General features: G+C 69.7%; 11 protein-coding genes (1 of these 11 only partly in view). All 11 read right to left on the minus strand.

Features of this window, described 5'->3' with window-relative positions; all coding sequences use genetic code 11:
• Window positions 1-1,369: the start of an SDR family NAD(P)-dependent oxidoreductase gene (locus AC3WLY_RS20140; protein ID WP_492310512.1), read on the minus strand. 19,466 nt of this gene lie to the left of the window's left edge; 1,369 of the gene's 20,835 nt are visible here — the first part of the coding sequence; it begins with the start codon at window positions 1,367-1,369; its stop codon lies beyond the left edge, outside the window.
• A complete protein-coding gene (locus tag AC3WLY_RS20145) occupies window positions 1,366-13,884 on the minus strand; it encodes an amino acid adenylation domain-containing protein (RefSeq protein WP_492310511.1) in 12,519 nt (4,172 codons plus the stop codon). The genes AC3WLY_RS20140 and AC3WLY_RS20145 overlap by 4 nt, the downstream gene beginning before the upstream one ends.
• Window positions 13,885-13,996: 112 nt before the next feature.
• Window positions 13,997-15,094 carry an alpha/beta fold hydrolase gene (locus AC3WLY_RS20150; protein WP_175959407.1) on the minus strand — a complete coding sequence of 366 codons (1,098 nt, stop codon included), beginning with the start codon at window positions 15,092-15,094 and terminating at the stop codon, window positions 13,997-13,999.
• Window positions 15,091-16,032: a chlorinating enzyme gene (locus AC3WLY_RS20155; RefSeq protein WP_175959408.1), complete on the minus strand. Its 942-nt coding sequence runs from the start codon at window positions 16,030-16,032 to the stop codon at window positions 15,091-15,093. Before AC3WLY_RS20155 ends, AC3WLY_RS20150 begins: the two co-directional genes overlap by 4 nt.
• Complete coding sequence (locus AC3WLY_RS20160; protein ID WP_492310516.1) at window positions 16,033-17,862, minus strand: non-ribosomal peptide synthetase; 1,830 nt, start codon at window positions 17,860-17,862, stop codon at window positions 16,033-16,035.
• Window positions 17,850-20,159: an ACP S-malonyltransferase gene (fabD, locus tag AC3WLY_RS20165; RefSeq protein ID WP_492310510.1), complete on the minus strand. Its 2,310-nt coding sequence runs from the start codon at window positions 20,157-20,159 to the stop codon at window positions 17,850-17,852. Before fabD (AC3WLY_RS20165) ends, AC3WLY_RS20160 begins: the two co-directional genes overlap by 13 nt.
• A 9-nt stretch (window positions 20,160-20,168) precedes the next feature.
• Complete coding sequence (gene fabD, locus AC3WLY_RS20170) at window positions 20,169-21,056, minus strand: ACP S-malonyltransferase (RefSeq protein ID WP_310140807.1); 888 nt, start codon at window positions 21,054-21,056, stop codon at window positions 20,169-20,171.
• Window positions 21,053-21,859 (minus strand): enoyl-CoA hydratase-related protein, encoded by an 807-nt coding sequence (locus AC3WLY_RS20175; RefSeq protein ID WP_175959412.1) that lies wholly within the window; start codon window positions 21,857-21,859, stop codon window positions 21,053-21,055. The genes fabD (AC3WLY_RS20170) and AC3WLY_RS20175 overlap by 4 nt, the downstream gene beginning before the upstream one ends.
• Before the next feature lie 2 nt (window positions 21,860-21,861).
• Window positions 21,862-23,094, minus strand: a complete 1,233-nt coding sequence (locus tag AC3WLY_RS20180; protein ID WP_175959413.1) for a hydroxymethylglutaryl-CoA synthase family protein — start codon at window positions 23,092-23,094, stop codon at window positions 21,862-21,864.
• Between the two features lie 157 nt (window positions 23,095-23,251).
• Window positions 23,252-24,028 (minus strand): 4'-phosphopantetheinyl transferase family protein, encoded by a 777-nt coding sequence (locus AC3WLY_RS20185; protein ID WP_175959414.1) that lies wholly within the window; start codon window positions 24,026-24,028, stop codon window positions 23,252-23,254.
• Window positions 24,025-24,429 carry a DUF3224 domain-containing protein gene (locus tag AC3WLY_RS20190; protein WP_175959415.1) on the minus strand — a complete coding sequence of 135 codons (405 nt, stop codon included), beginning with the start codon at window positions 24,427-24,429 and terminating at the stop codon, window positions 24,025-24,027. Before AC3WLY_RS20190 ends, AC3WLY_RS20185 begins: the two co-directional genes overlap by 4 nt.
• Window positions 24,430-24,848: the final 419 nt, after the last annotated feature.

The raw sequence follows: 24,848 nt of genomic DNA on the forward strand, positions 1-24,848 counted from the left end.
GGGACTCCGGATCGTCGAGCGCGATGACGTCCACACCGCGCCGTTCGCGCGCGGCGTCGCGCAGGCTGTCGAACGCGTGCGCGGGCAGCCCGTGGACGGCGATCCGCGCGGCGCCGGGCGAGGCCGGGCGGCGCGGATCGGGAATCCAGGCGGGCGCCGCGAATCCGGTTTGCGCCACGACGGGCGCGGCGGCGGGCGCAGGCTTCACGGGCTCGGCAGCCGTGTGGACGGTCAGCGGGCCGAAGCTGGCCAACAGATGCGCATCGAGGGCCGCGATATCGCGATGCTCGAACAGCAGCGTCGGATAGATTTCGTGACCGACGACCTGTTCGAGCCGCGTCGCCAGCGCGAGCAGGTCGCGCGAACCCAGCCCGAGCTCGTAGAAGCCGACGTGCGCGGCAACCGAGGCCGGTTCGATCGACAGAATCTCTGCGATCCAGATGCGCAGCAGCGCCGCATAGGAGCCGGCCCGGGCCAGATCGGCCGTGGGGGCCGGCGCGTCGGCCGAACGCGCGTCACCTGTCGCCCGCGCGCGCGGCAGCAGCAGCCGGGTAATCAGATCGGGCTGACGAATCCGCTTGCAGGCGAGCCGGCGAAAGCTCGCACAATGCCGTCCGTCGCGGTCGTACAGATCGTAGTCGTTACTGATTACGTCGCCCGTCGCGGCCAGGACTTCCGTGCCCGGCGCATGCAGGAAGAACTGCTCCGACAGCGGCGCGACGAGTCGCACGCGGTCGATCGAGACCGGAATGAATGGCGCGTCGAACGCGGCCTCGGTTTGCGCGTAGGCGGCGATCGTCGCGGCGTCGAGCGCGGCCGGATGCATATGGAAGCCCGGTTCCGGCGGCACTTCGAGCCGCAGCTCGCCCAGCAGCGCGCCGCCACCTTTCCACAGGCGGCCGGTGCAACGCATCGGCGCGCGATGATCGATCCGTTCGAGCCGGGCGCGACGGTACATTTCGCTCATGTCGAGCGCGTCCGTCATGCGTGCCTTCAGCACTGCGACATCGAGCGCGGGCATCGGCGGGTCGCGATCCACGACGAGCGCCGCGCGCATGTTCTCGGCGAATGCGCCGTCGTCGCCCCAGACCCGGCTGTCCACCAGCACCGAGCCTGCGTCGCCTTCCGGCAGCCAGATGCGCACGCGCAGTTCGCGATCGCCGTCTGCCGACGTGACGACGGGTTCGCTGAACAGCACCCGCTCCAGCGCGTAGCCCGTCCACGCATGTCCGCGGGCCTCGAGCACCCGCGCGGTCAGGTCGAGAAACACCACGCCGGGCATCACGGACACGTCGTGGACCCGGTGGTTCTGCATTACGAGATCGGTATGCGCGAGCCGCAGCGTACAAAGAATAGGTGGGTTGTTCACGATGTCGTCAATTCAGGGTAAGAGGCGGCGTCACCGAGCGCATCTCCGAAATGGAGGCTCAGCAACGACGAAGGAGCGGCCGCGCGCGCGGCTTCGGGGCGCGGCGACGGGTCGGGCGGCGGCGCGCTCGAGCGCTGTCCGTCGCGTTCGAGCCACAAGCGCCGGCGGCGCAGCACCGGCGGCGCGAGCGGCCTCCGCACGGCTGCGTGCGCGGGCGCCTCGCCGACGATCACGTGCGCATTGCTGCCGCCGAGACCGAACGCACTGACGCCGGCCACGCGTGGCCCCGGCAATGGCCACGCGGCACACTCGCGCGGAATGAAGAACGGCGAATGCGCCAGGTCGAAACGCGGGTTGGGCGCGTCGCAGAACAGCGTCGGCGGCACCCGCCCGTGCTCGACCGCCAGCACCGCCTTCGCGAGGCCGGCGGCGCCGGCCGCGCTCAACAGATGGCCGAGATTGCTTTTCACGCTCGCGACCGCGCAGTAGCCGCGCCGGGTCGTGTCGTGCCGGTAGGCGTCGTTCAGCGCCTTCAACTCGATCGGATCGCCGATCATCGTCGCCGTGCCGTGCGTCTCGACCATGCCGATCTCGTCCGGGCGCCGCGCGGCCCGGGCCAGCGCCGTGCGAATCACGTCCTTCTGGGCGTCGGGGTTGGGCGTGGTCAGGCCCATCGTCCGGCCGTCGTTATTGATCGCGCTCGCCTCGATGACCGCGCGGATCCGGTCGCCGTCGGCCAGCGCGTGCGAGAGCCTCTTGAGCAGGAACACGGCGCAGCCCTCGCCCGGCACGAAGCCATCGGCGCCGCGATCGAAGGTGCGGCAGCGTCCCGTCGGCGACAGCGCGCCGGCGCGCGTGAACTGTACGTAGACCTCCTCGTCGAGCAGGACGTCGACGCCGCCGGCAAAGGCCAGTTCCGCGTCGCCGGACAGGATGGCCTGGCAGGCCTGATGCAGCGCGCTCAACGATGACGAGCATGCCGAATCAATGACCATGTTGGCGCCGCGCAGGTCGAGGAAATGCGCCAGATGGGCCGCGATGAAGTTCTGATCGCCGCCGAGCCCGGCATCGAGCCCCGCGTGCTCGACGCGCCGCCCGTAGCGGCCCATTCGCGCGCCGACGAACACGCCCGTATTGCTGCGCCGCACGTCGGCCGGTTCCCGTCCCGAATCGGCGAGGCAGTTCAGCGCCGCTTCCATGAACAGGCGAATCGCCGGATCCATCGCCAGCGCTTCCTCCTCGCCGAGGCCGAAGCAGTCCGGGTCGAACATCTCGATATCGTCGACGAAACCGCCCCAGCGCGACACGCTGGAGCCGGCCGCGCCCGCCGGATCGAACAGCGCCGCGGTATCCCAGCGTCCCGCCGGCACCTCGGTGACAGCGCAACGGCCGTCGCTGAGCAAACGCCAGAACGCCTCGACATCGGGCGCGCCGGGCAGGCGCACGGCCATACCGACGATGGCCACCGCGTCCCGGTTCGGTGTGGCTGGCACCGTTTGCGCCAACGCAGACGCGGGTTGATCGGCGCGCGGGGCGACAGGCGCCGGCGCTGATTCGTCGCGCATGATTCGCGTCGCCCCGGCTGCCGCCGACGGCCCCGTCGCGGCGGGCGCCGTGTGAGCGGACGCAGACCGGTCGCCGGTGTGGCCGTTCGATTCATGCCGCGCGCCGATTCCCCTCGCGGAGAAATACGCACCCAGCGCATCGACTGTCGGATGTTCCAGCAGCAGGCCCGGCGCAAGCGGCTCACCGATGCATGCCTCGATATCCTCGACGAGCCGGCCCAGCATGATCGACTCGACGCCGAGTTCGGCAAGGCTCGCCGATGCCGGAATCCGCTCGATCGGCAAGCCGGTGCGTTTCGCGAGCACCTCCCGCAGCCAGTCCGGCGCAAGCGTGCCGGATGCATGCATCGGCGCTGCGGCGGCGGGCGGCACCGGTACGGATGTCTCCGCCGTGGCGGGCGCTTCCGCCACGGGACCGGACGCGAGCAGCGCGGCATCGACCGGGCAGTAACGGGCCGCTCCCGACAGCGCGATGGTCCGCCACAGAATGTCGAATGCCTCGGCATCCGACAGCAGCGGCAGCCCCTGACGCTGCATCGCCGCCATCACGGACGCATCGACCCGCGAATCACGCCAGGCCGGCCAGGCGATCGACTTCAATTGCGGAAATCCACGCCGCTGCCATTGCTCGGCCAGCCGGTCCATCGCGCGATTGGCGGCCGAGTAGTCGCCGACGCCCGCGCCGATCTCGTCGACCACGGCCGAAATCGACGAGAACAGCACGATGAAATCGGGCTGCGCCGTCGCAACGCCGCGCAGCAGCGCGGCCACGCCCCCGGCCTTCGGCGCCATCACCTCCGCAATCGCATCGGCGGGCCGGTCGACCAGCGCGGCATGGCCGCGCGCGCTTACGCCGGCGCAATGAAACACGCCGCCGAGCCGGCCCAGGTCGCGCTCGATCGCCGTCAGCCAGTGCCCGGTCGCCACCTCGTCGTCGACCGACGCGTAATGGACGACGACGCGCGCGCCTTGCCGTTCGAGCGCGCCGACGAGGGCGTCGGTCTCTGTCGTGCGGGTTCGGCCCAGCAGCGCGATGCGACGCGCGCCGCATCGCACCAGCTCGAGCGCGAGCCGCGCGCCGATGCCGCGCGTGCCGCCTGTCACCGCGTACGCGCGGTCGGCGCGCGGCCGCCACGACGCCGGCGCGCGTTCGACGGGCTGCCACGCCGGCACGAGCCTGCCGAGCGGCGAGAGACAGAGATCGCCCGCCGTGGGGCGCGCGACCTCGCCGGCCAGCATCGCCGCCAGCGCTTCGCAAGCGGCGCGGTCGCCGAGCACGACCGGTCCCACGTCGACGACCGAGCATATGGTCCCGCGGTGTTCCGCGGCGAGCGCATCGAGCAGGCCCGCCAGCGCCGCGCCGGAGCCGCTGCCCGGTTCGGCCGACGGACCATGCAGGCCGCTCACCACCTGCACGATCCGCAGCGGCGCGACGGCCGACCCGCGCGCGAGCGCCGCACAGACCTCGAACGCGGGCTGCCAGGCGCCGCCGCCGGCTTCGAGGTCGGTCAGGATCAACACGGTCGCGGGCCGCTCGCGCATGCCGGCATCGGCCGCGTCCCGAACCTGCACGCGGCGCGGCGCGAGCTGCGCCGCCAGTGCGTCCGCCAGCGCGCGCGTCGTCTGGCCGGCGATGCAGAGCACCGGGCCGTCGTCGTGCCCGCCGGCCGCTGCAGGCGGATCACCGGCGGGTCGCCACACGCGCTCCGCGAGCGCAACGGGGGGTGCCGGCGGCGCCACGCCATCGTCGAGCGCGTCGATCCAGCAACGCATCCGCGTAAACGGATAGCCGGGAAGCGCGGCCCACGCCGCAGCCCGCGGCCAGTCGACGTGCTGGCCGGATACCCATGCCCGCGCGAGCACATCGAGCGGCAGGGCGGCATCGCACGTCGCGGCCTGTGGCACGGCTTGGCCGCGCACGCCTACGGTCTCGCCGTCGGCGAACGCCCGCAGCAGCGCGATCGCCGCTTCGATGCTGTCGCACGGCGCGGCCCAGCGCTCACGCAAGGGCTCGCGGCCCGCTTGCAGCGTGGCGGCGACCTGCGCCAGCGACGGCGTTTCCCGGTCGCGGCGCGCGAGGAACGCCGCCAGGCGGCCCGCCGTCAACCGCAGCGCCTCGTCCGTCGCGGCCGACAGCACGAGCAGCCGGGGCCCCGTCGCGTCGGTGGCTGCCTGCGTCAGGTCCGGCGCGGCCTCCAGCACGACATGCGCATTGCTGCCGCCGGCACCGAATGCGCTGACGCCCGCACGCCACACCGCCCGACCGCCGTCGATGCGCGGCAGCCACGGCTGCGGTGCCAGCGGCACGACGAAGCGGCGCCAGTCGATGTCGGGATTCCCGGCCGCCGCATGCAGCGACGGCGCGAGCGTCTTGTGACGCATCTGCAGCAATACCTTGGTCAGCCCAGCGATCCCGGCGGCCGCCTCGAGATGCCCGAGGTTCGACTTGATGGAACCGATCGCGAGCGGCGCGGTTGCCTGCGCGAGCGAGAACGCCGCATCGAGCGCGCGTGTTTCGATCGGATCGCCGAGCGCCGTGCCGGTGCCATGGGCCTCGATATAAGACACGCTGTCGCCCGCGACGCCGGCGTCGTCGAGCGACGCGCGCACGAGCGCTGCCTGCGCCTGCGGATTCGGCACCGTGTAGCCGTTGACCTTGCCGCCGTGATTGACCGCGCACCCGAGCACCACGCCGTGGACGCGATCGCCCGCCCGCTGCGCGTCGTCGCGCAAGCGCAGGATCACGACGCCCGCCCCCTCGCCGGGGATAAAGCCGTCGCCGCCCAGCCCGAAGCTGCGGCAGCGCCGGTCGCTCGCGGTCATCCCCATGCGCGCCTGTTGCACGAACTTGTTCGGATGCAGCGCGAGACTCGCGCTCCCGACAATCGCGAGCCGGATACGGCCCGCGCGCAGCGCTTCGACCGCGAGCTGCATCGCCGTCAGCGACGACGAGCACATCGTGTCGACGGTCAGGCTCGGGCCGCGCAGGTCGAGATGGTAGGAAATGCGATTGGCCATGCCGGCCGGCGTGGCACCCGCGTCAACGGGGCGCGCGGGCGTGCCGGCCTCGATACCGAGCAGCGGATAGTCGTTGTGCATCGCGCCGATGAACACACCGACCTTGCCGTCGAATTCGGCGCGCAGCCGAGACGGCGGCAAACACGCGTCCTCCAACGCGTGCCAGACGGTCTCGAGCAGCACGCGCTCCTGCGGATCCATCCGGTGCGCGTCGCGGGGGGCGATGCCGAACACGAACGGATCGAAGCCGGCCACGTCGTCGAGGAACGCGCCCTGCATCAGCAGCGCATGATCGGGAATATCGCGGGCCCGTTGCGGCGGCAAGCCGCTGACCAGGTCCGCGCCGGCGACGAGCCGCTGCCACAACATGTCGACGTCGTCCGCGCCCGGGTAGCGGCCCGCGAGGCCGATCACCGCGACCGCGCGGTCCGCGTGGGCCGTGCCGGATTCCGCCGCGTGGGCGACGACGCGGGAAGCGTCGGCACCGCTGGCCGGCGCGTCGATTTCGGCGAGCCGCGCCGCGACCGCCGCCAGGTCGCGGCATTCATACAGCAAGGTGGCCGGCAACGGCCCAGCCGTCGCGTGCCGCGACAGTTCCGCGATCACGTCGGTCGCGATGCGCGAATTCAGACCGTAGCGTTCGAGTGCGACGTGGTCGTTCAAGGACGGTTCCGCGATCCCGCTCGCGCTGGCGAACGCGGCGCGCAGGCGCGCGCGCCAGTCCGGCCCCGGCGCGCCGGCTTCGTCAGACGCCGGCGCGAGCGCGGGTGCATCGAGCCAATACGCTTCGCGCGCAAACGGCGACGTCGGCAACGGCACCCGCGGCGGCACGGCGCTCCAGAACGCACGCCATTCGATCGTGTGGCCGGCGAGCCAGTCATGCAACGCGCCGCGCAACCCGGCGGCCTGCGTCGCGACGCCGTACTTGTCGGCTGCCGCGCGCCCGACATGGACGCGCGGATCGCCGCTGCTGCGCAGGTACGCGCGCAGCAGTTCGATGGCTTCGTCGCGATCGGCCGCTTCGATCGCCAGCCGATATTCGCCATGGGCGCGGGCGAGCTGCGACGTGCCGCACACGCCCTCCCACGCATCGAGGTCGCGGGCCGTTTCGAGCGCGGCCAGCCACGCATCGGCCAGCGCCTCGAGCCGTGCAACCGACGCCGCCGACAGCAGCACCACGCGCGGCCCCTGTGCCACGACGCGCGCGCGGGCCGGCGGCGCGGCCAGAATCACCTGCGCGCTGGCGCCGGTGCTCCCGATCGCGTTGATCAGCAGATGCGGGGCCCTTCGCCGCGCAGGCATCGCAGTGAGGCCGCGAACCATGCGCACCGGACCGGCGTCGATCTCGACGAGCGGCGAGCTCGACGGCGCGACGAGGGTTGGCGCGAGCATCCCGTATTCGAGCTGGAGCAGGACCTTCGACAACTGCGACAGGCCGGACGCCGCCTCGAGATGGCCGATGTTCGGCTTGACCGTCCCGGCCAGCACGCCATCGCCAAACACGTGCGAGAGTGCCTGCCACTCCGCGGCATCGGCTACCGGGCCGCCGGCGGTTGCGCATTCGACGTAATCGATCTCGCCGCTGTCGAGGTTCGCGCGACGCAGGACCGCGCGCAGTCCCGCCTCGATTGCCGATTCGCTGGGGCTGCCATAGGCGGCGCGCGCGCCGGATTGTTCGAGATGGGTGCCGAGGATCTGCGCGAGGACCCGGTCCGCGTGCGTATCGGCCGCGTCGGCGCGGCGCAGCAGCAGCGCGCCCGCCCCTTCGCCGATGACCCAGCCGGTGGTGTCGCCGTCGAACGCGCCGGCCGGCACGCGCGCCGCGACGAAGCCGAGCGCGCTCAGCGCGTCGATGTGCGACGGATGCGCGATCAGGTTCACCGCGCAGACAACGGCGCTGTCGCAGTCGCCGTTCGCCAGCGCGGTGCAAGCCAGATGCAGCGCGCTGAGGCCTGACGAGCACGCGGTGTCGATCGCGAGGCTGGGCCCGGTAAAGCCGAACACGGCCGAGATCCGGTGGGCGATTTCCGAACCGCTGGCCGTCATCGCGGCAACGCGGCCCGCGGCACCCACACCGTATTGCCGGTAGTCCTGCCACAAGTGGCCGACGAACACCCCGACCCGCTCGCCCGCCTGCTGCAGCGAACGCGCGTCGTGCCCGGCCCGCTCGAGACACTCGCGCACGACTTCCAGCAGCAGTCGCGTCTGCGGGTCGATCTGCGCGGCGTCGTTCGGCGCGATCGAGAACGCCAGCGCATCGAAGCCGTCGATCCGGTCGAAAAAGCCGCCGGCCAGCCGCTGGTGCGCGCCGATGCCGTGACGGCGCGGCGCCTCGCGCAGCGCGCGCTCGCCATTGCTGAGCAGCGCCCAGAACGCGTCGGGCGTCGCCGCGCCCGGATAGCGCAATGAGTGGCCGACGATCGACACCGGCGCACGTGGCCGGCCCACCGCATCGCCTGCAATCCGAAGCGGCGCCGGGACCCCCGGTGCCGGCACGTAGGCGACCGGCCCCAGCAGGAAGCTGTGCAGCACGGTCTGATCGGCGTGCAGTTGCAGGTTCGCTTGCACGTCCGCCGTATTGAAGCTGCCGATCGGACACAGTCCGAGGCCGCTTTCATGCTGACCCAGCATCAGCAACTGGCCGATGTATCCGGCTTCGAGCAGCAGAAAGCGCTCGGCATCCGGACCATAGAGCGGCGCGATCGCACGCGGCTCGCCGACCAGGAACAATGCCATCGCGGCCCGGTCGCGCAGCGGCCGGTTGTAGATGAACTGCGCTTCGCGCGCGAACGTCACGGCCCGGCCGACTCGCACGAGCGCCGCGGCCGCGGTGTCGAGCCAGTAGTAGCCGGCATCGAAGCCGTCCACCCGCCCGGCGTCGAGCCAGACATAGATCTGCACGCCGTAGGTGTCGCCCGCCGACGGATAGAGTCGCGCGTCGCGCGCGCCGGTGCGCCGGCTCGCCAGCAAGCCGAGCAGCCGGCCCAGTTGCGCTTTCGATACGACGCCGTCGGCCAGGTCGCGCTGCGCGCCGCGCCAGTCGAACCACGGCTGCGGCAGGTCGACCGGCGCCAACGATGCGCGCGCCTGTCCGTCGAGATCCGCGCGGCGATTGAGGCCGGCATCGAGGAAAGCCTGCTTCGCGACGGGATCGAGCGCGTCCACGCGCTCGTGGTCCGCCGGGCGGACTGGCTCCGGCTGCGGCGTCGCGACCGCCGGGCGGAGCGAGGCCTGCACCGACGGCACTGGCCTCGCGCCGGCCAGATGCGACTGGAGCATCCGCGCGATGCCGGCCACGCTCGGGTCGCGCGTCAGCCATTCGACCTGCAGACGCACGCCGTAGTCGGCGCGCAGCGCGCCGCTGACCTGGACCATCGTGAACGAGGTAGCGCCCTGTTCCCACAGTTCGCGCGCCGGGTCCGGCTCGCGTCCGAGAAAGCGCGCGAACAGCTGGCCCAGTCTGCCGGTCAGGGTGTCGAGGTCGGGCGCCGCGGTGGCCGCGGTGGCCTCGCTGGACGGCGCGCAGGCCGCAATGGCGGGCTTCGCGGCCACGCCGCCGACCGCGTGATCCATGCACTCCGTGTCTGCCGGCGGCGCGGCACCGGTTCCAGCATCGGGCGCGACGCACGCCGGCACCCCGCTCTCCGGCAACGGCCACGGCAGCGCCTGACGATCGAGCTTGCCGTTGCTGGTCGCAGGAAAGCCGCGCATCACATGGACGAAATTCGGCACCATGCTCGCCGGCAGCGCCGACTGGCTGAAGGTGCGCAACGCGCGCGGATCGAGTTCCGCTTCGCTGTCGACATAGGCGACGATCTTCGCGTCGCCGGACGGATCCTGCCGCACCATCACGACCGCCTCTCGCACGCGCGGATACTGGCGCAGCGCATGCTCGATCTCCTCGAGCTCGATGCGTACGCCGCGTACCTTGACCTGACGGTCCACGCGGCCGCAGAACGACATGCTGCCGTCCGGATAGAACGACGCGCGATCGCCGGTGCGATACATCCGCGCCGTCGGGTCGGCCACGAACGGATCGCGCACGAAGCGCTCGGCCGTCAGTTCCGGCCGGCGGTAATAGCCGAGACTCAAAACCGCGCCGCCGATAAAGAGTTCGCCCTCGACGCCGTGCCCGCACGGCTGTCCCGCCTCGTCGAGGATGTAGTAGCGCGCGTTGTCGATCGGTCGTCCGTACGGAATGCTGCGCCAGCCGGGATCGATCTCGCCGACCTCGTGGAAGTTGGACCAGACCGTCGCCTCGGTCGCGCCGCCGAGCGAAACGAGGCGCGCGCGCGGAAACGCGGCGACGAGCGTGGGCGGCAAGGACAGCGGCGTATAGTCGCCGCTCAGGAACACGAGACGCAGCGCGTCGCGCGCGGCGCCGGCCGGCAGGTCGTCGAAATGGCGGCTGACCTGATCGAGCGTGGTCGGCGCCGAATTCCAGAACGTCACCGGATAGTCGGTCAGGATCGCCGCCAGCAGCGCCGGGTCGCGCTGCTCGGCCTCGCTGGCAAGATACAGCGCTGCGCCGTAGCCGAGCAGGCCCAGTATGTCGAATACCGAAAGATCGAAGCCCAGCGAAGTCACGCAGACACCGAGGTCGTCGCTGCCGAAGCGATACCGGCGCTGGCACCAGTCGAGCAGGTTCAGCAGCGGCCGGTGGCTGACCGCCACCCCCTTGGGCTCGCCCGTGCTGCCCGACGTGAAGATCACATAGGCCAGCGAATCGACATCGTTGATCACGTCGGGATTGCGCTCGTCATCGGGGCCATGGGGCAACGCGTCGACAGCCACGCAGCGGACCTGGGTCGGCAGTGTCGCGTCGGCGGGGCGCGTGGACAGCACGAGCGCAAGCCGGCAGTCGGCCACCTCGATCATGCGTGCCGTGCGCGCGGCCGGTAGCGAAGGCTCGACCGGCACATAGGCGGCACCGGCCTTGAGCACGCCGAGCGTCGCGGCGATCAGCGCCGGCGTGCGCGGCATCGAGATGGCGACCGTCGTGCCGGGGCCGGCGCCCAGTTCGCGCAGACGGCGCGCGATCGCGTTGGCTCGCCGATTGAGCTGCCCGAACGTCCAGTGCTCGCCGTCGCGCCAGTACACGGCCGGTGCATCGGGCCGTGCAGCCGCGGCCCGTTCGAATGCGAGGTGGACAGGCCGCAACGGCGCGGCCGGCGGCGCGATCTCGCCACCAAGCGCCTGCGGCTCGGCCAGCACGTGCGCGAGCGCCGCGCGATAACGCTCGAACGCGCGCCGCGCGGTGTCGGGCGCGAAATCGCTTTCGCGGCAATCCCAGCCGATCAGCAGGCGATCGTTGACCGACAGCCCCACCGCATCGACCGAAATGCCGGGCGTCGCGGTACGCCAGCGCAGCGTGCTCGCCACGCGTTCGTCAACGCGGCCCCATTCGACGATGCCCGTATAGACGACCGGCAGCGCAAGCGGCTCGCCCACCTGCGCGTTGCGCACCGAGAGCGCGCCGAGACCTTCGATGCCGCCGTGGGCGAGATCGTCCGCGCGGCGCTGCCGGATCGCTCGCGCCAGTTCCGGCAGCGGCGCGCGCAAGTCGATCGCACCGGGCTGCGCACCATCCGAAAAGCTCAGCCACGCCATCTGCGACGCCTCGCCAGGGCGCACACCGTCGTCCTGCGGCCGGCAGCACACGACCGGCAGCGTAAACGGCCGCGACGACTCGGGCCGCCACGCCGCGGCCATTGCCGCCACGAGCACATCGTCCACATCGACGCCGGCCTGGCGGCACGCGGCGTGGAATGCGCCATAGCCGTCGAACGCGGCCTCGAGGCGTGTCCAGGGCGACCGCGCGGCGGCGCCCGCGAGCCGGTCCGGTCCCGCCGCGAGCGTAGCGATCCGCGCCGGCCAGTATCCGTCGCGCATCGTGACGTCCGGCCATGCCACCTCCGCGGCGGCGGCGCGCACCGGCACGCCAGCGCCGCCGGACAAACGCGCGGCAAGCGACGCCACCAGCCCGTGGATGCTGCTGGCATCGAGCATCAGCAGGTCGAAACAAACGTACAGCACGGCGCCGCCGGACGGCGTCGCCAACAGTTGGGCCTGCTGCAGCGGCCAGCGACCGGGCGGGAACGGAAGCGTCAGCAGGGTCCGCTCCAAGGCCTCGCCTTGCGCCGTCAGTGCGGCCTCGGCAACCTCGGTGACGCCGAGCCCCGCGACGACATCGCTGGCCGCATGGATTCGCACGCTCCCATCGGTGCCGACCTGGCTGCGCAGCGCGGGCGTCGCGGCGACGAGTTCACGCCAGGCCGCTTCCACGTGCGCGCGATCGAGCCCGCCCGCGTCGAACGAAAACACCGCACAGCACGGCTGCGCGTCGAGCGCAGCGCTGCGCTCGACGAAATACGCCTGCTGCAGCCGGTTCAGTGCGGCGCCGGCCGACGCGCTCGCGCCGATCGCGCTCAAGCGCGCGAGCAGCCGGTCGAGACACAGGCCGGCCGCCCCCGGCGGAAGCATCGCGTCGGCCACGTCCCAATGCAGTCGCAGCGCGCCGTGCGCTTCCCACATCTGATGCTCGAGCGCCACGCCCGAGGTCTGGCAGCTGGCGGCGCGCGTGCGCAGCGCGGCCTGCGCGTCCACCTCGATGCCGAGCAGGCTCGTGAATACCACCGGCACGCCGCGCGCGGGTGCCGATGCCGGGCTTTCGCGCAGCGCGACCACGGCCGGAACGGCGCCGTGCGCGAGATGGGCCCATACCTCGCGATGCAGCCGCACGGAAAACGCGTCGACGGATTCGTGCGCATCCCGCGCGACTGGAACGATCATGCTCGACGTAAACGGACCGATCACGTCCTGCGCCGCCAGCGGCAGGCGCGATCGCTCGCTCGTCGTCATCACGAACGAGGCGGACCCGGCGCGATCGATCTCCAGCACGACCTCGGCGAACGCGGCAAAGACCAGCGACGTCGGGGAAATCCCGAGCCGCTCGGCCTCGCGCTTCAGACGCTGCCAGATGGCCGGCGACAGCTCGGCCTCGATGCTTCGACGTGCGAACGGAATCTGGCTGCCGGATGCCGCGCGTCGTTCAACCAGCGCCGTCGTGACATGCGAGACGAACGGTGCGGGCGGCGCGTCGGCGAGCACCCCTCGCCAGTAGTCGAGCGAAGCTTGCGGCAATGGTCCGCTGAGCAGATTCGCGCACTCGGCGGCGGTGACGGCCGGGGCCTGCAGCACGCGCCCCGCTGCCAGACTCAGCCATTGCCGCAGCAACAGCTGCAAACCGAAGCCGTCGAGCACGATCGCGTCAAGACTCAACTGCAGCGAGACCCGTCCCGGCGAGCTGACGATCGCGACCGCCACCGGGCGCGCCGGCATCCGCTCGGCCCGCGCCCACCATGCGTCGCGACGCGCGGCGAGCGCGCCGTCATGCGCGTCGTCCGCAACACGGTCCAGCTCCGGCGACACGTCAGCGCCCGGCACCAGCGTGCCATCGTCCGCCAGCCGCACCGCCAGCATCGGCTGCAGCGCAACCAGCCGCGTCCAGCCGCTGGCCAGCGCATCGGCATCGATGCCGGTCACGTCGAACTCGCGATAGAGATGGCAACCGGCCGGATCCGCGCTGTAGTCCGGGTCGGCGGTAACGAGAAACGCCTGTTGCAGCGGCAGCAGCGGCATCCCGGCCCGGCCGCCCGGGGCGTCGGGCATTGCCGCGAGCGCGCGGGCGGTGTCGTCGCGCCGCGCGCTTGCGAGCGTATCGGCGAGTGCGGCCAGCGTCATCCCCGCGCCGAGCTCGTCGACCGACACCGGCACACCGAAACGCGCCTGCACCTCGAGTACGAAGCGTGTGGCAGCGAGCGAGCCGAGCCCTTGGGCAACGAGGCTCGCGTCGACGCTGAACTGCGTGCCGGGGCTGCACGATCGAAGGATGTCCTGCAGGGTATCCAGCATGTCGAGCGAATTGTTCATTCCTTGAACCTTGTGAAATCGTGCCGCCACGCGGCGGGCGTGCGCGGTGAACCGCGGGGCCGACCCGGCCGGTCAGCGGTAGACGGCCGCGTCGAGCCGTGCGCGCGCTGGCCTAGTGCGGGTCATGGCCACGTTGAAAGGACAGCACGCGGACCAGATCGGCCGGATCGCCGCGCATGCCGTCGAGATGAGCGGCGCCGGGTATCGCGACAAGTTCCGCGCCGAGCAGGCCGGCGAGCGTGCGCGACCCTTCCGGATGCGTCGTCGTGTCGTGCTCGCCATACCCGACGAGACAGGGCGCGGTGATTCGCGCCAGATACGGACGGCAGTCCGTCGACATGATCGGGTGGTTCATCCGGCAGTACCGTTCGAGCAGCACGTCGTTCGCGAACGGATACAGCACGAGCGGCGCGAGCTCCGGATCCGACTGGCGCGCCATGAAACCCACCAGCACGCCGCGCAACGCCTGCGCGGAGACCTGGTTCGACGTGACCATCTCCATCAGCGCCTGCAGGTTGCGCTGGTGCTCGGTCTTGGGCGCCGCGGCGCCGAGATCGAGATCGCCGAACCACAGCGTCAGCGTGCGTGCGCGCCGCGGATGGCGCGCGGCGAACGCGAGCGCGAGCATCGCGCCCCCGCAGATGCCGACGACGTGCGCGTCGTCCCATCCCGAGTCGTCGAGCACCGCCGCCGCGTCGCCGATCTGATCGTCGATCGCGAGCCCGTCGACGCGCCGCTCGAGCGAACCGAACAGGCCACGCGTCTCCCAACTGGCGACCGGCCGTGACGCGCCGAGGCCCTGCAGCCAGCCCGCGGTCAGCTCGGCCGGCATGCCCGGCGCGCCGATCAGCAGTACCGGATGCGCCAGGTTCGACCGCCCGGCATGGACGACCGGCAACGGCACGCCATCGGGCGCACTGACGATGTGGCGGCTCACCACGCCGTCGAGCCCGCGCGCACGCGCGGCCGCGAGCGCATCGGCGGGCGAGCGGCCCGCAGCGGGCAGCGGACCGGCTCCCGCGAGCATGCGCAGCGCGGCCTGCCCGAGAGCGTCCGGCGTCGCGTCGGGCGCGATGCGCCGCGGCGGGCGCATGCCGGCCGCGGCGAACAACGCATCGATCGCGTCGGGCGCGTCGGCGGGAATGCCGAGCGGAACGGGAAGCTGCCGTTCGAGCGGGACGAGTCGCAACACGGCGTCGGCCAGATTCATCGCGCGTCCGGGAACTTGAAGCCGCGCGTGGTCTCGGTGACGAGCCGGTTGTGTCCGTATGCGTCGCGGCCCGCGACTAGCGCCGCGCCGTAACGATCGAGCTTGATGCTGCCGCCGTACTCCTCGATCGCATCGGTATCGGGATAGATCCGCACGCAGGTCGGCACGTAGCGCGCCGCGAAGCCGAGCCGCATCTTCTTCGTGTTGCCGACGTGCGGATGCGAGGCATGCATCAGCGTCGACCAGAACATCACCGATTCGCCCGCCCGCAACTCGATCGACACGGCCTTCTCGACCTCCGGCTGCCAGTTCGGGTCGATCTGCAGCTCGCGGTAGTCGTAGCCGAAGAAGCCGCGCCGCACGCCGCCGTCCTTCTCCATCGCATTGATCTGGCCGGGGTTGTAGCGCATCTCCTTCGTCTCGTCGTAGTGCATCTGCGTATGCGTGCCCGGAATGAACTGCAGGCAGCCCATCTCGATGCTGGCCTCGGTGAACGCGGTCCACACCGTGATCGTGCCGCCGAACTCCCGGTTCTGCGGCCAGACGATCTGCGGCGTGCCGGACGCGTTCGCAAAGGTATCGGCCTGATGCCAGTCGGTCCCCTCGTCACCGGGATATTTCGGGAAGAACTCGCTGCGCCAGCACAGCACGTCCGGCCCGAGAATCGACGTGACGCGGCCGACGATTTCGGGAGCGAACACGTGTTCGGCGAGCATCTGCGAATCGAGATGCCGATCGTAATTCGCGATGTTCGTATTGCCGGACAGGCTGTCGAGATCGTAGACGGCGGCGGAGCGGTCCATGAGCCGCAGGCGCTCGGCCTTCCACAACGCGTCCATCTGTTCGGGTTCGTACACCTTGATCGGCGCGATGAAGCCGTTGGCCTTGAACGAGGCGACTTCCTCGTCCGTCAGTCGGGGGAGCGTCGAAACCGTCATTCAGATGTTCTCCAGTTGCTGGGGGTGGCGTTTCGATTCACGGTTGACGACGGCCGCGATGTTCGTGATCGAACAGTCGCCGTCAAACTCGACGCCGGTCAGCGGCAGTCCGAAACGTGCGTTCAGTTGAAGGATGATTCGGCTGATCGACAGCGACGTCGCGCCCTGTTCGAACAGATCCACGTCCCACGACAGCGCGGGTTCGTCGAGCGTCTCGCCGCAGATGCCGGCGACCACCTCGGCGATCGAGCCCGTGGGCCGGACTTGTCGCGCCGATTCGGCCTGACTGAGCGTTTCCAGTGTTTTCATGAGTGCTTGCCCGTTGCGTTTTCCGTTGGAAGTAAGAGGGATGGCAGGAACTTCGATCAGGCGCGCCGGCACCATCTGCGGCGGCAGCCGTCTTGCCGCCGCGGCCATCAGCGCGGCGGCGGAGTGAGGTCGCGAATCGGCCACGTAGAACGCGAGCAGACGCCGGTCGTCGTCGCCCAGGTCCTGGACGACGACGACGCAGGATTCGATGCCGTCGATCAGACCGAGCTGATACTCGACCTCGCGTAGCTCGATCCGGAAGCCGCGCAGCTTGACCTGGTCGTCGGCGCGCCCCACATAGCGGAGTTCGCCGTCGATGCGGCAGCCGAGGTCGCCGCTGCGGTAGGCGCGCACGAGCTCGCCGCGGGGGCCGAGCGGCAGCATGCCGAACCGTTCGGCGTCGAGTGCCGGGCGCCGCAGATAGCCGCGCGCGACACCGGCGCCCGTCACGACGATCTCGCCCGTCTCGCCCGGCGGCGTCGCCCGGCCCGCGGCGTCGAGCAGATGCACGTCGAGATCGTCGAGCGGCGCGCCGATCGGCGTCGCCTGTTCGTGGACCAGGTCGGCGCAGGACAGCGCCCGGTAGGTCACATGAACCGTCGTCTCGGTGATCCCGTACATGTTGACGAGCCGCGGCGCGTCGTCGCCGTAGTGTTCGAACCAGCGCCGGAGATGGCTCGCCTCGAGGCGCTCGCCGCCCATCACGATATGGCGCAGCGCGGGAAACCGGCGTCCCGCCGCGATCGCCGCCCGCGTGAAGTGACTGAATGCGGTCGGCGTGAGCGACAGCATCGTGACGCCGGCCGACTCGACCACCGCGGCGAAGCGTCCGGGCGCCTCGGCCACCGCCGACGGCACGATCACCAGCGTGCCGCCGTGCAGCAGCGCGCCCCAGATTTCCCAGACGGAAAAGTCGAAGCTGACCGAGTGAAACAGCGTCCAGACATCGTCGGCGCCAAAACGGAAGTGGCGCCCGCTCGCGCGAAACAGCCGCGTCACGTTGCCGTGCTCGACGACGACCCCCTTCGGCTGTCCGGTGGAGCCCGACGTGTAGATCACGTAGGCACTGTCGCCGGGGGTGACCGCCACGCCGGGCCGAGCCGGCCCCGACGATGCTGCGAGGTCGGCCACGACGCGCGGCGCGCCCCCCGGGACCGGCCGGGTGTCGCCCGCTTTCACGACGACGCCGGCCAGGCGCGCGTCGTCGACGAGGTAGCGCAGCCGTGCGTCGGGATACCGCGGGTCGAGCGGGACATAGGTGGCGCCCGCCTTGAGGATGCCGAGCATGCCGGCGATCAGTTCGCAGCTGCGCTCGACATACAGGCCGATCAGTGCGCCCGGCTCGCTGACGACGCCGGCCAGCCCGCGCGCGACCGCGCTCGCGCACGCATCGAGTTCGCGATAGGTCAGGCGCACGTCGCCGAATTCGAGCGCGATGCGTTCCGGCGTCGCGGCGGCCTGCCGCTCGAACAGCGTATGCAGGCCGGCGGCTTCGGAAAAAGACGATTTCAGGACGTCCATGCTTGTCTCGACAGTTGATGTTCGGCGCGCGCCATCAGCTCCTCCGCGAGCGCGTCCACGTGGCGGCTCGCGCGGCGCTCGAACGCACCGCCGCGCGCGAATGCGTTGAATGCGCCCATCGCCGGACCGCTGTGAATCTGGAAATTGGCGCGCTCCGCCTCGACGCCGTTGAGCGCCGATTCGATCGAGCGCGAGAAGTACCATTTGAAGACCCGTGCCATGCGCGCCTTCGCGTCCGTCTCGAGGCGGGCCAGCTCGGCCGGCCGGTGCCGCGCGAGGCGTTCGCGCGTGAGTTCCCAGATCGCGTCGAGCGACGTGCCCATGAAGCGCTCGAAGCCGTCCCGCGTGCGCGCCGGGAGCGCGGCGATGCTGTCGTGGGTCCGATAAGCGAGATACAGTTGGTTCGCACGTGCCGGAAAGAGCGTGCCGCGCCGGACAACCTGCACGCGCGCGCCGGTGACGAACATGTCGCCCGCCGGTGCGTAGGCGGTGTCATGCAGCGCGAGTTCAGCGAGCATGTCCTTCACCAGCTCCGAGGTGCCCGCTTCCGGCGAGCACTGATTCACGGACCCGACCAGCACGAATTCCGCACCCAGCACGAATGCCGCGGCAATCGATTCCGGCGTGCCGAGCCCGCCCGCGGCCCCGACCCCAGTCGCCGCGTCGAGCGGGGCCCGCGCCGTCATCGCATCGCGCAACCGCACGATCGCCGGCAGCAGCGCCAGCGCCACGCCGGCATCGGTATGACCGCCCGAGTCGGACTCGACGCACAGCTCCGTCGCAACGGGCAGACGCCGTGCCGCCTCGATCTCCGTCGCATCGAGCCGGCCCGCCTCATGCAGCCGCGTCAACAGCGCCTCGCTCGGCGCAGCGAGAAACGCGCTGGCGACCTCGGCGCGGGACACCTTGGCGAACACCTGGTTCGGTGCATGCGCGCGTCCGTTGCGGATCGATGCGCCACGGAAGCGAAATTCGACGATGGGCGCGCTGACCTGCATGAACGCCGATGCCTCGATATGGCGCACCCCATGCTTCAGATACAGATCGACCGTCTGTTGCTCGAGCCTCGGGCGCTCGGGTGCCGCCAGCAGGTTCATGCCGAACGGATGCGCGTCGCCCAGCGTGCCGCGCAGCGCGACGATCGCGCGCTCGACCTCGTCGAGCGGCAGGCCGCCCGCGCCGAAGAAGCCGAGCAGGCCCGCGCGCGCGGCGCGCGCGACCATCTCGACCGACGCGATGCCGCGATACATTGAACCGGTCACATAGGGGAGGCGCACCTGATGCCGCTCGCAAAATGCGCGGCCGAGCCGTGCACCGAGCCGCGACGGGGCCCCGGCCATGCGCCCGCCGTCCGCCGGCGTGCCCGTGAAGGCCGACGGCTCGACCACGACCTGCTGCGCCGCCTGCGCGTCGCGCGCGACAGTGGGAACCGATTCGAGTGCTTCGTTCCACAGCTTCGCCATGGCCTGGCCCGGGCCGATCTGCCGCGCGGTCGCGACGCCGCGCCGGCGCAGCATCGTCAGCCCATCCCACCACCGGACGCTGCTTGCCATCTGTCTCGCGAGCAGCGGCCGGATATCGCCCTGCGGATACAGCTCACCCGTCACGTTGGCCACGACAGGCGTATGCGGCGCGCGCATCGGCGTGTTCGTCAGGACCGCCGCGAAGCGGTCGGCGGCCTCGCGCATGTGGCGGGAATGGAACGCGGCGCTGACGGCGAGCGGGATCACGTTCGCCGTGCGCGTCTTGCGCAGATGCGCCGCCAGCGCCGCCACGCCGGCGGCGTCACCCGATACGACCAGCTGCGTCGGCGAATTGACATTGGCGATCTCGAGACTGTCCGTGCAGCCCGCGCGCGTTATCTCGGCCTGCAGCGCGTCGCGATCGAGCCCGAGCACGGCAGCCATCGCACCGCCCTCGACCTCGCCCATCAGACGGCCGCGCTCGGCCACGAGGCGAAGCCCCGTTTCGAAATCGAAGCAGCCCGCGGCATGCAGCGCGTTGAACTCGCCGAGACTGTGGCCGGCGTAGTAGTCCGGCGACGCACCGTTCTCGCGTTCGCGGTACGCGCTCAACGCATTGACCACGAACAGCGCCGGCTGCGTGAATGCGGTCCGCTTCAACTGCTGGCCGGGGTCTTCGAGACACAGCGCTTCGATCGAATAGCCAAGAATCGCATCGGCCTTCGCGACGTACTCGGGAAACGCTGCGAATAGCTCGCGTCCGCCCATGCCCTTGAACTGCGCGCCCTGACCGGGAAACAACCACGCAGTCGGCCCCTGCTTTTGCCTATCCATTCGACATCCTCATTGCATCGCCAATTGACCGGGATGACCAGGCAGCGCGCCCGCCGCTGGTTCGAAGCGCTCCCACAGCCCGTCGAGCACGCGGCCGGGTCCGATCTGGACGGCCTCGGTCACGCCCTGGTCGTGCAAGAACTGCATCGTGTCGACCCAGCGCACCGGTCGCACGATCTGCGTTTCGAGTACCTCGCGCACGGTGCCGGGCCGGTATGCGTGGCCGGTCGCGCTCGATACGGTCGGCCATTTCGGATCGGCCAGTTCGAAATCGCGCAGCATTTCCCTGAAGCGCCCGGCGGCCTCCTCCGCGTATCGCGAGTGGAACGCGCCGCCCACGTGCAGATGAACGGTGCGCGCCAGTTCACGCTCGACCAGCACCGAGTCGAGCGCGGCGATACTCGCGTCGGGGCCGGCGAGCACGGTCTGGGTCGGCAGGTTGTAGTTGGCGACGTCGAGCCCCGTCAGGCCGAGATCGTCGATCACGCCCAGCAGTTGCTCGAGATCGGGACCGATCACGGCGAGCATCGACCCATTGCCCGCCGGCGCCATGCAACGCGCGCGACACAGCACAATCCTCAGCCCGGTTTCGAAATCGAAGCAGCCCGCGGCAAACAGCGCGCTGAATTCACCTAGGCTGTGTCCGGCCAGGAAGGCCGGCCACGGCTCGCGACGGCGTCTTTCCAGGAACGTCAGCGCGTTCACGACAAACAGCGCCGGCTGGCAGTATTCGGTGGTCGAGAGCCGCTCGTCGGGATCCTCGACGCACAATTCGCGGATCGAATATCCGAGGATCCGGTCCGCCTTGGCGACCAGGCCGGGGAACAGATCGAACACCTGCGCGCCCATCCCGCGCCGTTGCGTGCCCTGCCCCGGAAACAGCCACGCGCTACTCATGTCCGCACCTCCGTCGCGCGCGCGCCGTCGTCGGCCAATCCGCGCGCCGTCGCAACCTCCCACGGATAGCGCCGGCTGCGCGCGAACTCGGTCAGGCGCTGCACGACGTCGGGCGACGCCAGGATCGTTTCCAGCTCGTCAAGCGCGCTGTCCAGCGTGACGTCGTCGATCGCGCCAAGGCGTCCCAGGTAGCGCTTCGCGCGGCCGATGCCTTCCGGCGCGACCATCCGCAGGCGCTGCAACAGCTTCGGCAGCGCGTCGTCGGCCAGCGTGTCGGCAAGCCCGCACGCGTGCGCGGCCTCGGCATCGATCGGCAGGGTCGTCAACGTCATCCGTCGACATGCCTGGAAACCGATTCTCCGGATCAGAAACGGAGCGATCAGGCACGGCACCAACCCCCACAGAATCTCGGGCAGGCTGAACACGCTGCGCTGCGTCGCGATGACATAGTCGCTGGCGGCCGCGAGACCGACACCGCCGCCGCTCGCCTTGCCGTCGACGATGCTGACGACCACGACATCCGCCTCGGTCATGTGCCGCAGCAGCTCGAGAAAGCGCTGACCACCCGAGCCCTTGACCGCATGGCCCGTCGCCGCCGCCTCGAGATCCATGCCGCTGCTGAAGTGGCCTCCCGAGCCTTCGATGATCAACGCATACGCGGCCGGATCCGCTTCGCACGCGCGCAGCGCGTCGTGCAACGCATCGACAATCCGCGGCGACAGCTTGTTCTGGCTGGCGGGGGCGTTGAGCACGACACGGTGCCAGCCAGGCCCGCGCTCGATCAGGACTTCGTGGTTTTGCATATTCAGGCCCACCGGTATTCGCGATGAAAATTGCGGATGCCCGCCAGCACGAGCAGGCCGCTTCCGTCGAAGTGCGACTTCATGATGTGCGCGTACGACGACAGGTCGGGCTGGAGGTCCTGCACGCCACACATCCTTTGCAGGCTGAGGTCGCTGATCCGTTCGTAGTCGTCCATCCCGAGCGCGAGCCGGCCCGCGATCGCGCGCGACAAGCCGCCCTCGCGGAAGCGCCGGATACCCTGAGGCCTGATCACGCCGCTGTAGAACTCGGAAGCGCATCCCGATCCGTACGAGAACAGGCCGATACGTCGCTCGACCGTCTCGTCGACGTGTTCGAGCAGCGAGCACAGCGCCAGATAGAGCGCCGCGGAATAGACATTGCCCACCATCTGGCAGACCCGGATCGACGGCTCGACGCGCAACCCGAAATCGGCATCGATGTCGGTCGCAGTCCGACCGCCGACGCGACTCAGCAGGCGGCGATGCGCGGACTTGACCATCCCGGCGAAAGGCGTATGCAGCACGAGATAGCGAAACGAACTGGCCAGATCGACGCCCTCCACCCGTTCGCAGTAGTGCCGGTAGCTGGCCTCGAGACAGGTCATGTAGGACAGGATCGACAGATCGCTGTCGCCGGCCTCGAGATCGGCGCGTGGACGCAAGGTGTCCATCACCTCGAAGCTGTGATAGCCATTCGCACCGAAATCGACGGCGAGCACTTCGGGCTGGTTGCTGACGAGCATCGCGACCGCTCCCGCGCCCTGAGACGGCTCCCAGTAGGTGTTGCGCGCCGCGATGCTCGACGCGTCCGCGGCGATCACGAGCGCTTTCACATCGGGACGCGGGCTCGCTTTCACAAACGACAGCGCCATCTGCAAGGCCGCCGTGCCGCCATAGCATGCATGCTTGACCTCGAACGAACGGCAGCGCCGCGAGAGCCCCAGATAGTGCGCGATGTACGTGCTGATCGGTTTGCCGAAATCGAGCCCGGACTCCGTACCGACGATCACGAGTTCGATCGCGTCGCGCTGCTCGGGCGACAATGCGTCGATCAGCGGCTTGGCCGCATTGACCCCGTTGGTCACCGGGTCCTCGATCGGCAGGTTCACCGACTTGCGCGTCATCAGCAGATTCGACATGCGCGCCGCATCGAGCCCGCGCGCCTCGAAAAGCTCCGCGACGCCGAGCGACATGCGTCCGACGTACGGGTGAATCGCCTCAATTCCTACATTCATACATGCTCCGCCGCGTTGTGGCCACCGCTCACGCTTGCCATTTAGTTATGCGAATTTTTAAAAAGACTGATATCTCGGTGCGTCGAAATTTTCCAGCTCACAACCTTTCCATCCGGGCAGGCACCGAGGCTGCGTCTCGGGAGATCGTCGCCGCTCGTCACGCCGGTTGCGGCGAACCCATCCATTCGGCGCCGCGATCCGGCATCTCCCGGCCCGCCTGCGTCATACGCGCATCGGGCCACTCGATGCGGGTCAACTTTATCTCCGCATCCCCGCCGATGCGCAGGGCCAGCGACTCGACGTGCCGGTCAGCGGTCACGTGCTGAGCCAGCCGCCACGGCCCGGCCGCCTCCGCTGGCGCGGCGAGCAGGCGCGGCGCCGCCTCGAGTTCGAACGCAAGCTCGCAAAACGGCAGGTGAAGCCCCATTCCGGCGCCTTTTGCGACGGCCTCCTTCAAGGTCCAGAGCCGGAGGAACTCGGCATCGCGACCGGGAGCATCGAACCGAGCGATGCGAGCCCGCTCCGACGGTGCAAGACACGCATCCATGACGGCGTGGCCCGGGCTGCGTCGAAGCGTCTCCACATCGACGCCACACGGAATCGTGCCGCTGACGACACAGGTCACACGCGTCTCGCAATGCGAGAGGTTGAAGTGCGGTCGGCGTCGAAACCGCTTATCCAGTTCGGGACGGCCGTACCGGCCCGTCGAGAAACGCCACTCGCGAGGACCGCAAGACGGCTCGGCGTGGCTCAGCGCCCGACGTAGCAAACCGTGCGCAGCCAGATAGGCGAGCCGATCCCGCTCGAACACGAAACGCCCGGCACGGGCCATCTCGTCGTCGTCGCATGACGCGGCCAGCGCCTCGAGTCCGCTCACCCCGAGCACATCGATCGACGCGCTCCACCAGGCGACCTCGTGCCGGTTCAACGTCAAGCGCGCCGCGTGTCGATAATCAGCGTGCTCTTCATCGGGTTCCCCGCGTCGGCCTCGATGCGCACGGCTGCATCAAGGCCTGCAAAGGCTCCGGCGCACGCACCGGCAACCACGCTCGCCTCGATCGTGGCGACGCCGTTCTCGAATACACCGTCGTGACGCAGGACCAGCTCGCCCTGCAAGCCGCCGCTGGCCACCGTGATCGCCTCGAATCCGCTGAACAGCGCTGTCGACGACGTCAGGTAGACGAGCGAATACGTGACGCTCGATTCCGCGTCGAATCCGCCTTCGTACTGGTAAGTGACGGCCGCACGGGTCATCTTGCGGCGTTCGTCGAATTCCGCCAGGGTTTGTTCCACCCAGTTCTGCATCGTCCGAACCACGACTAACTGTTCATTCATGTTGGCACCTATTAAACAACGCGCGGCGTTGCACGATCGATTTCAAAAAGAAGAAAACAACTTTTCTGCGAACGACACACAAATTTGGGCAATCGGTCGTTCCCGCGTCGAAACATGACAATTCTCCGACACACGGCACTCCACAGCCAAATAACTTTTTATTATCTTGATAAGTGTTTCAATCTCCAGATCGGAATGTTATCACCGGATACGTCGAGCGAAATTTTGATCGATATTTTTTATCATCCTCTCGCTTCATCGCAATTCATTGTGCTAGCATCCGACCTGTTTAGTCCCGCAGGGCTAACTTAAGTAGTACACGAACACTGATCGAAATTCCCCAACGAATAGGAAAGAAGCACGGTGAATCAATCTGTACCATAGCGCGCACGCGGGCGCGGCCTTGCTGATTTAAAACT

Source organism: Burkholderia sp. FW306-1C-G01B (genome assembly GCF_058781685.1).

Bases quoted from the DNA above. Each gene is read 5' to 3' on its own strand.
- AC3WLY_RS20150 (WP_175959407.1), bottom strand. From the start codon at position 15,094: ATGAATCTGGCCGACGCCGTGTTGCGACTCGTCCCGCTCGAACGGCAG.
- fabD (WP_492310510.1), bottom strand. From the start codon at position 20,159: ATGGATAGGCAAAAGCAGGGGCCGACTGCGTGGTTGTTTCCCGGTCAG.
- AC3WLY_RS20155 (WP_175959408.1), bottom strand. From the start codon at position 16,032: ATGACGGTTTCGACGCTCCCCCGACTGACGGACGAGGAAGTCGCCTCG.
- AC3WLY_RS20190 (WP_175959415.1), bottom strand. From the start codon at position 24,429: ATGAATGAACAGTTAGTCGTGGTTCGGACGATGCAGAACTGGGTGGAA.
- fabD (WP_310140807.1), bottom strand. From the start codon at position 21,056: ATGAGTAGCGCGTGGCTGTTTCCGGGGCAGGGCACGCAACGGCGCGGG.
- AC3WLY_RS20145 (WP_492310511.1), bottom strand. From the start codon at position 13,884: ATGAACAATTCGCTCGACATGCTGGATACCCTGCAGGACATCCTTCGA.
- AC3WLY_RS20160 (WP_492310516.1), bottom strand. From the start codon at position 17,862: ATGGACGTCCTGAAATCGTCTTTTTCCGAAGCCGCCGGCCTGCATACG.
- AC3WLY_RS20180 (WP_175959413.1), bottom strand. From the start codon at position 23,094: ATGAATGTAGGAATTGAGGCGATTCACCCGTACGTCGGACGCATGTCG.
- AC3WLY_RS20175 (WP_175959412.1), bottom strand. From the start codon at position 21,859: ATGCAAAACCACGAAGTCCTGATCGAGCGCGGGCCTGGCTGGCACCGT.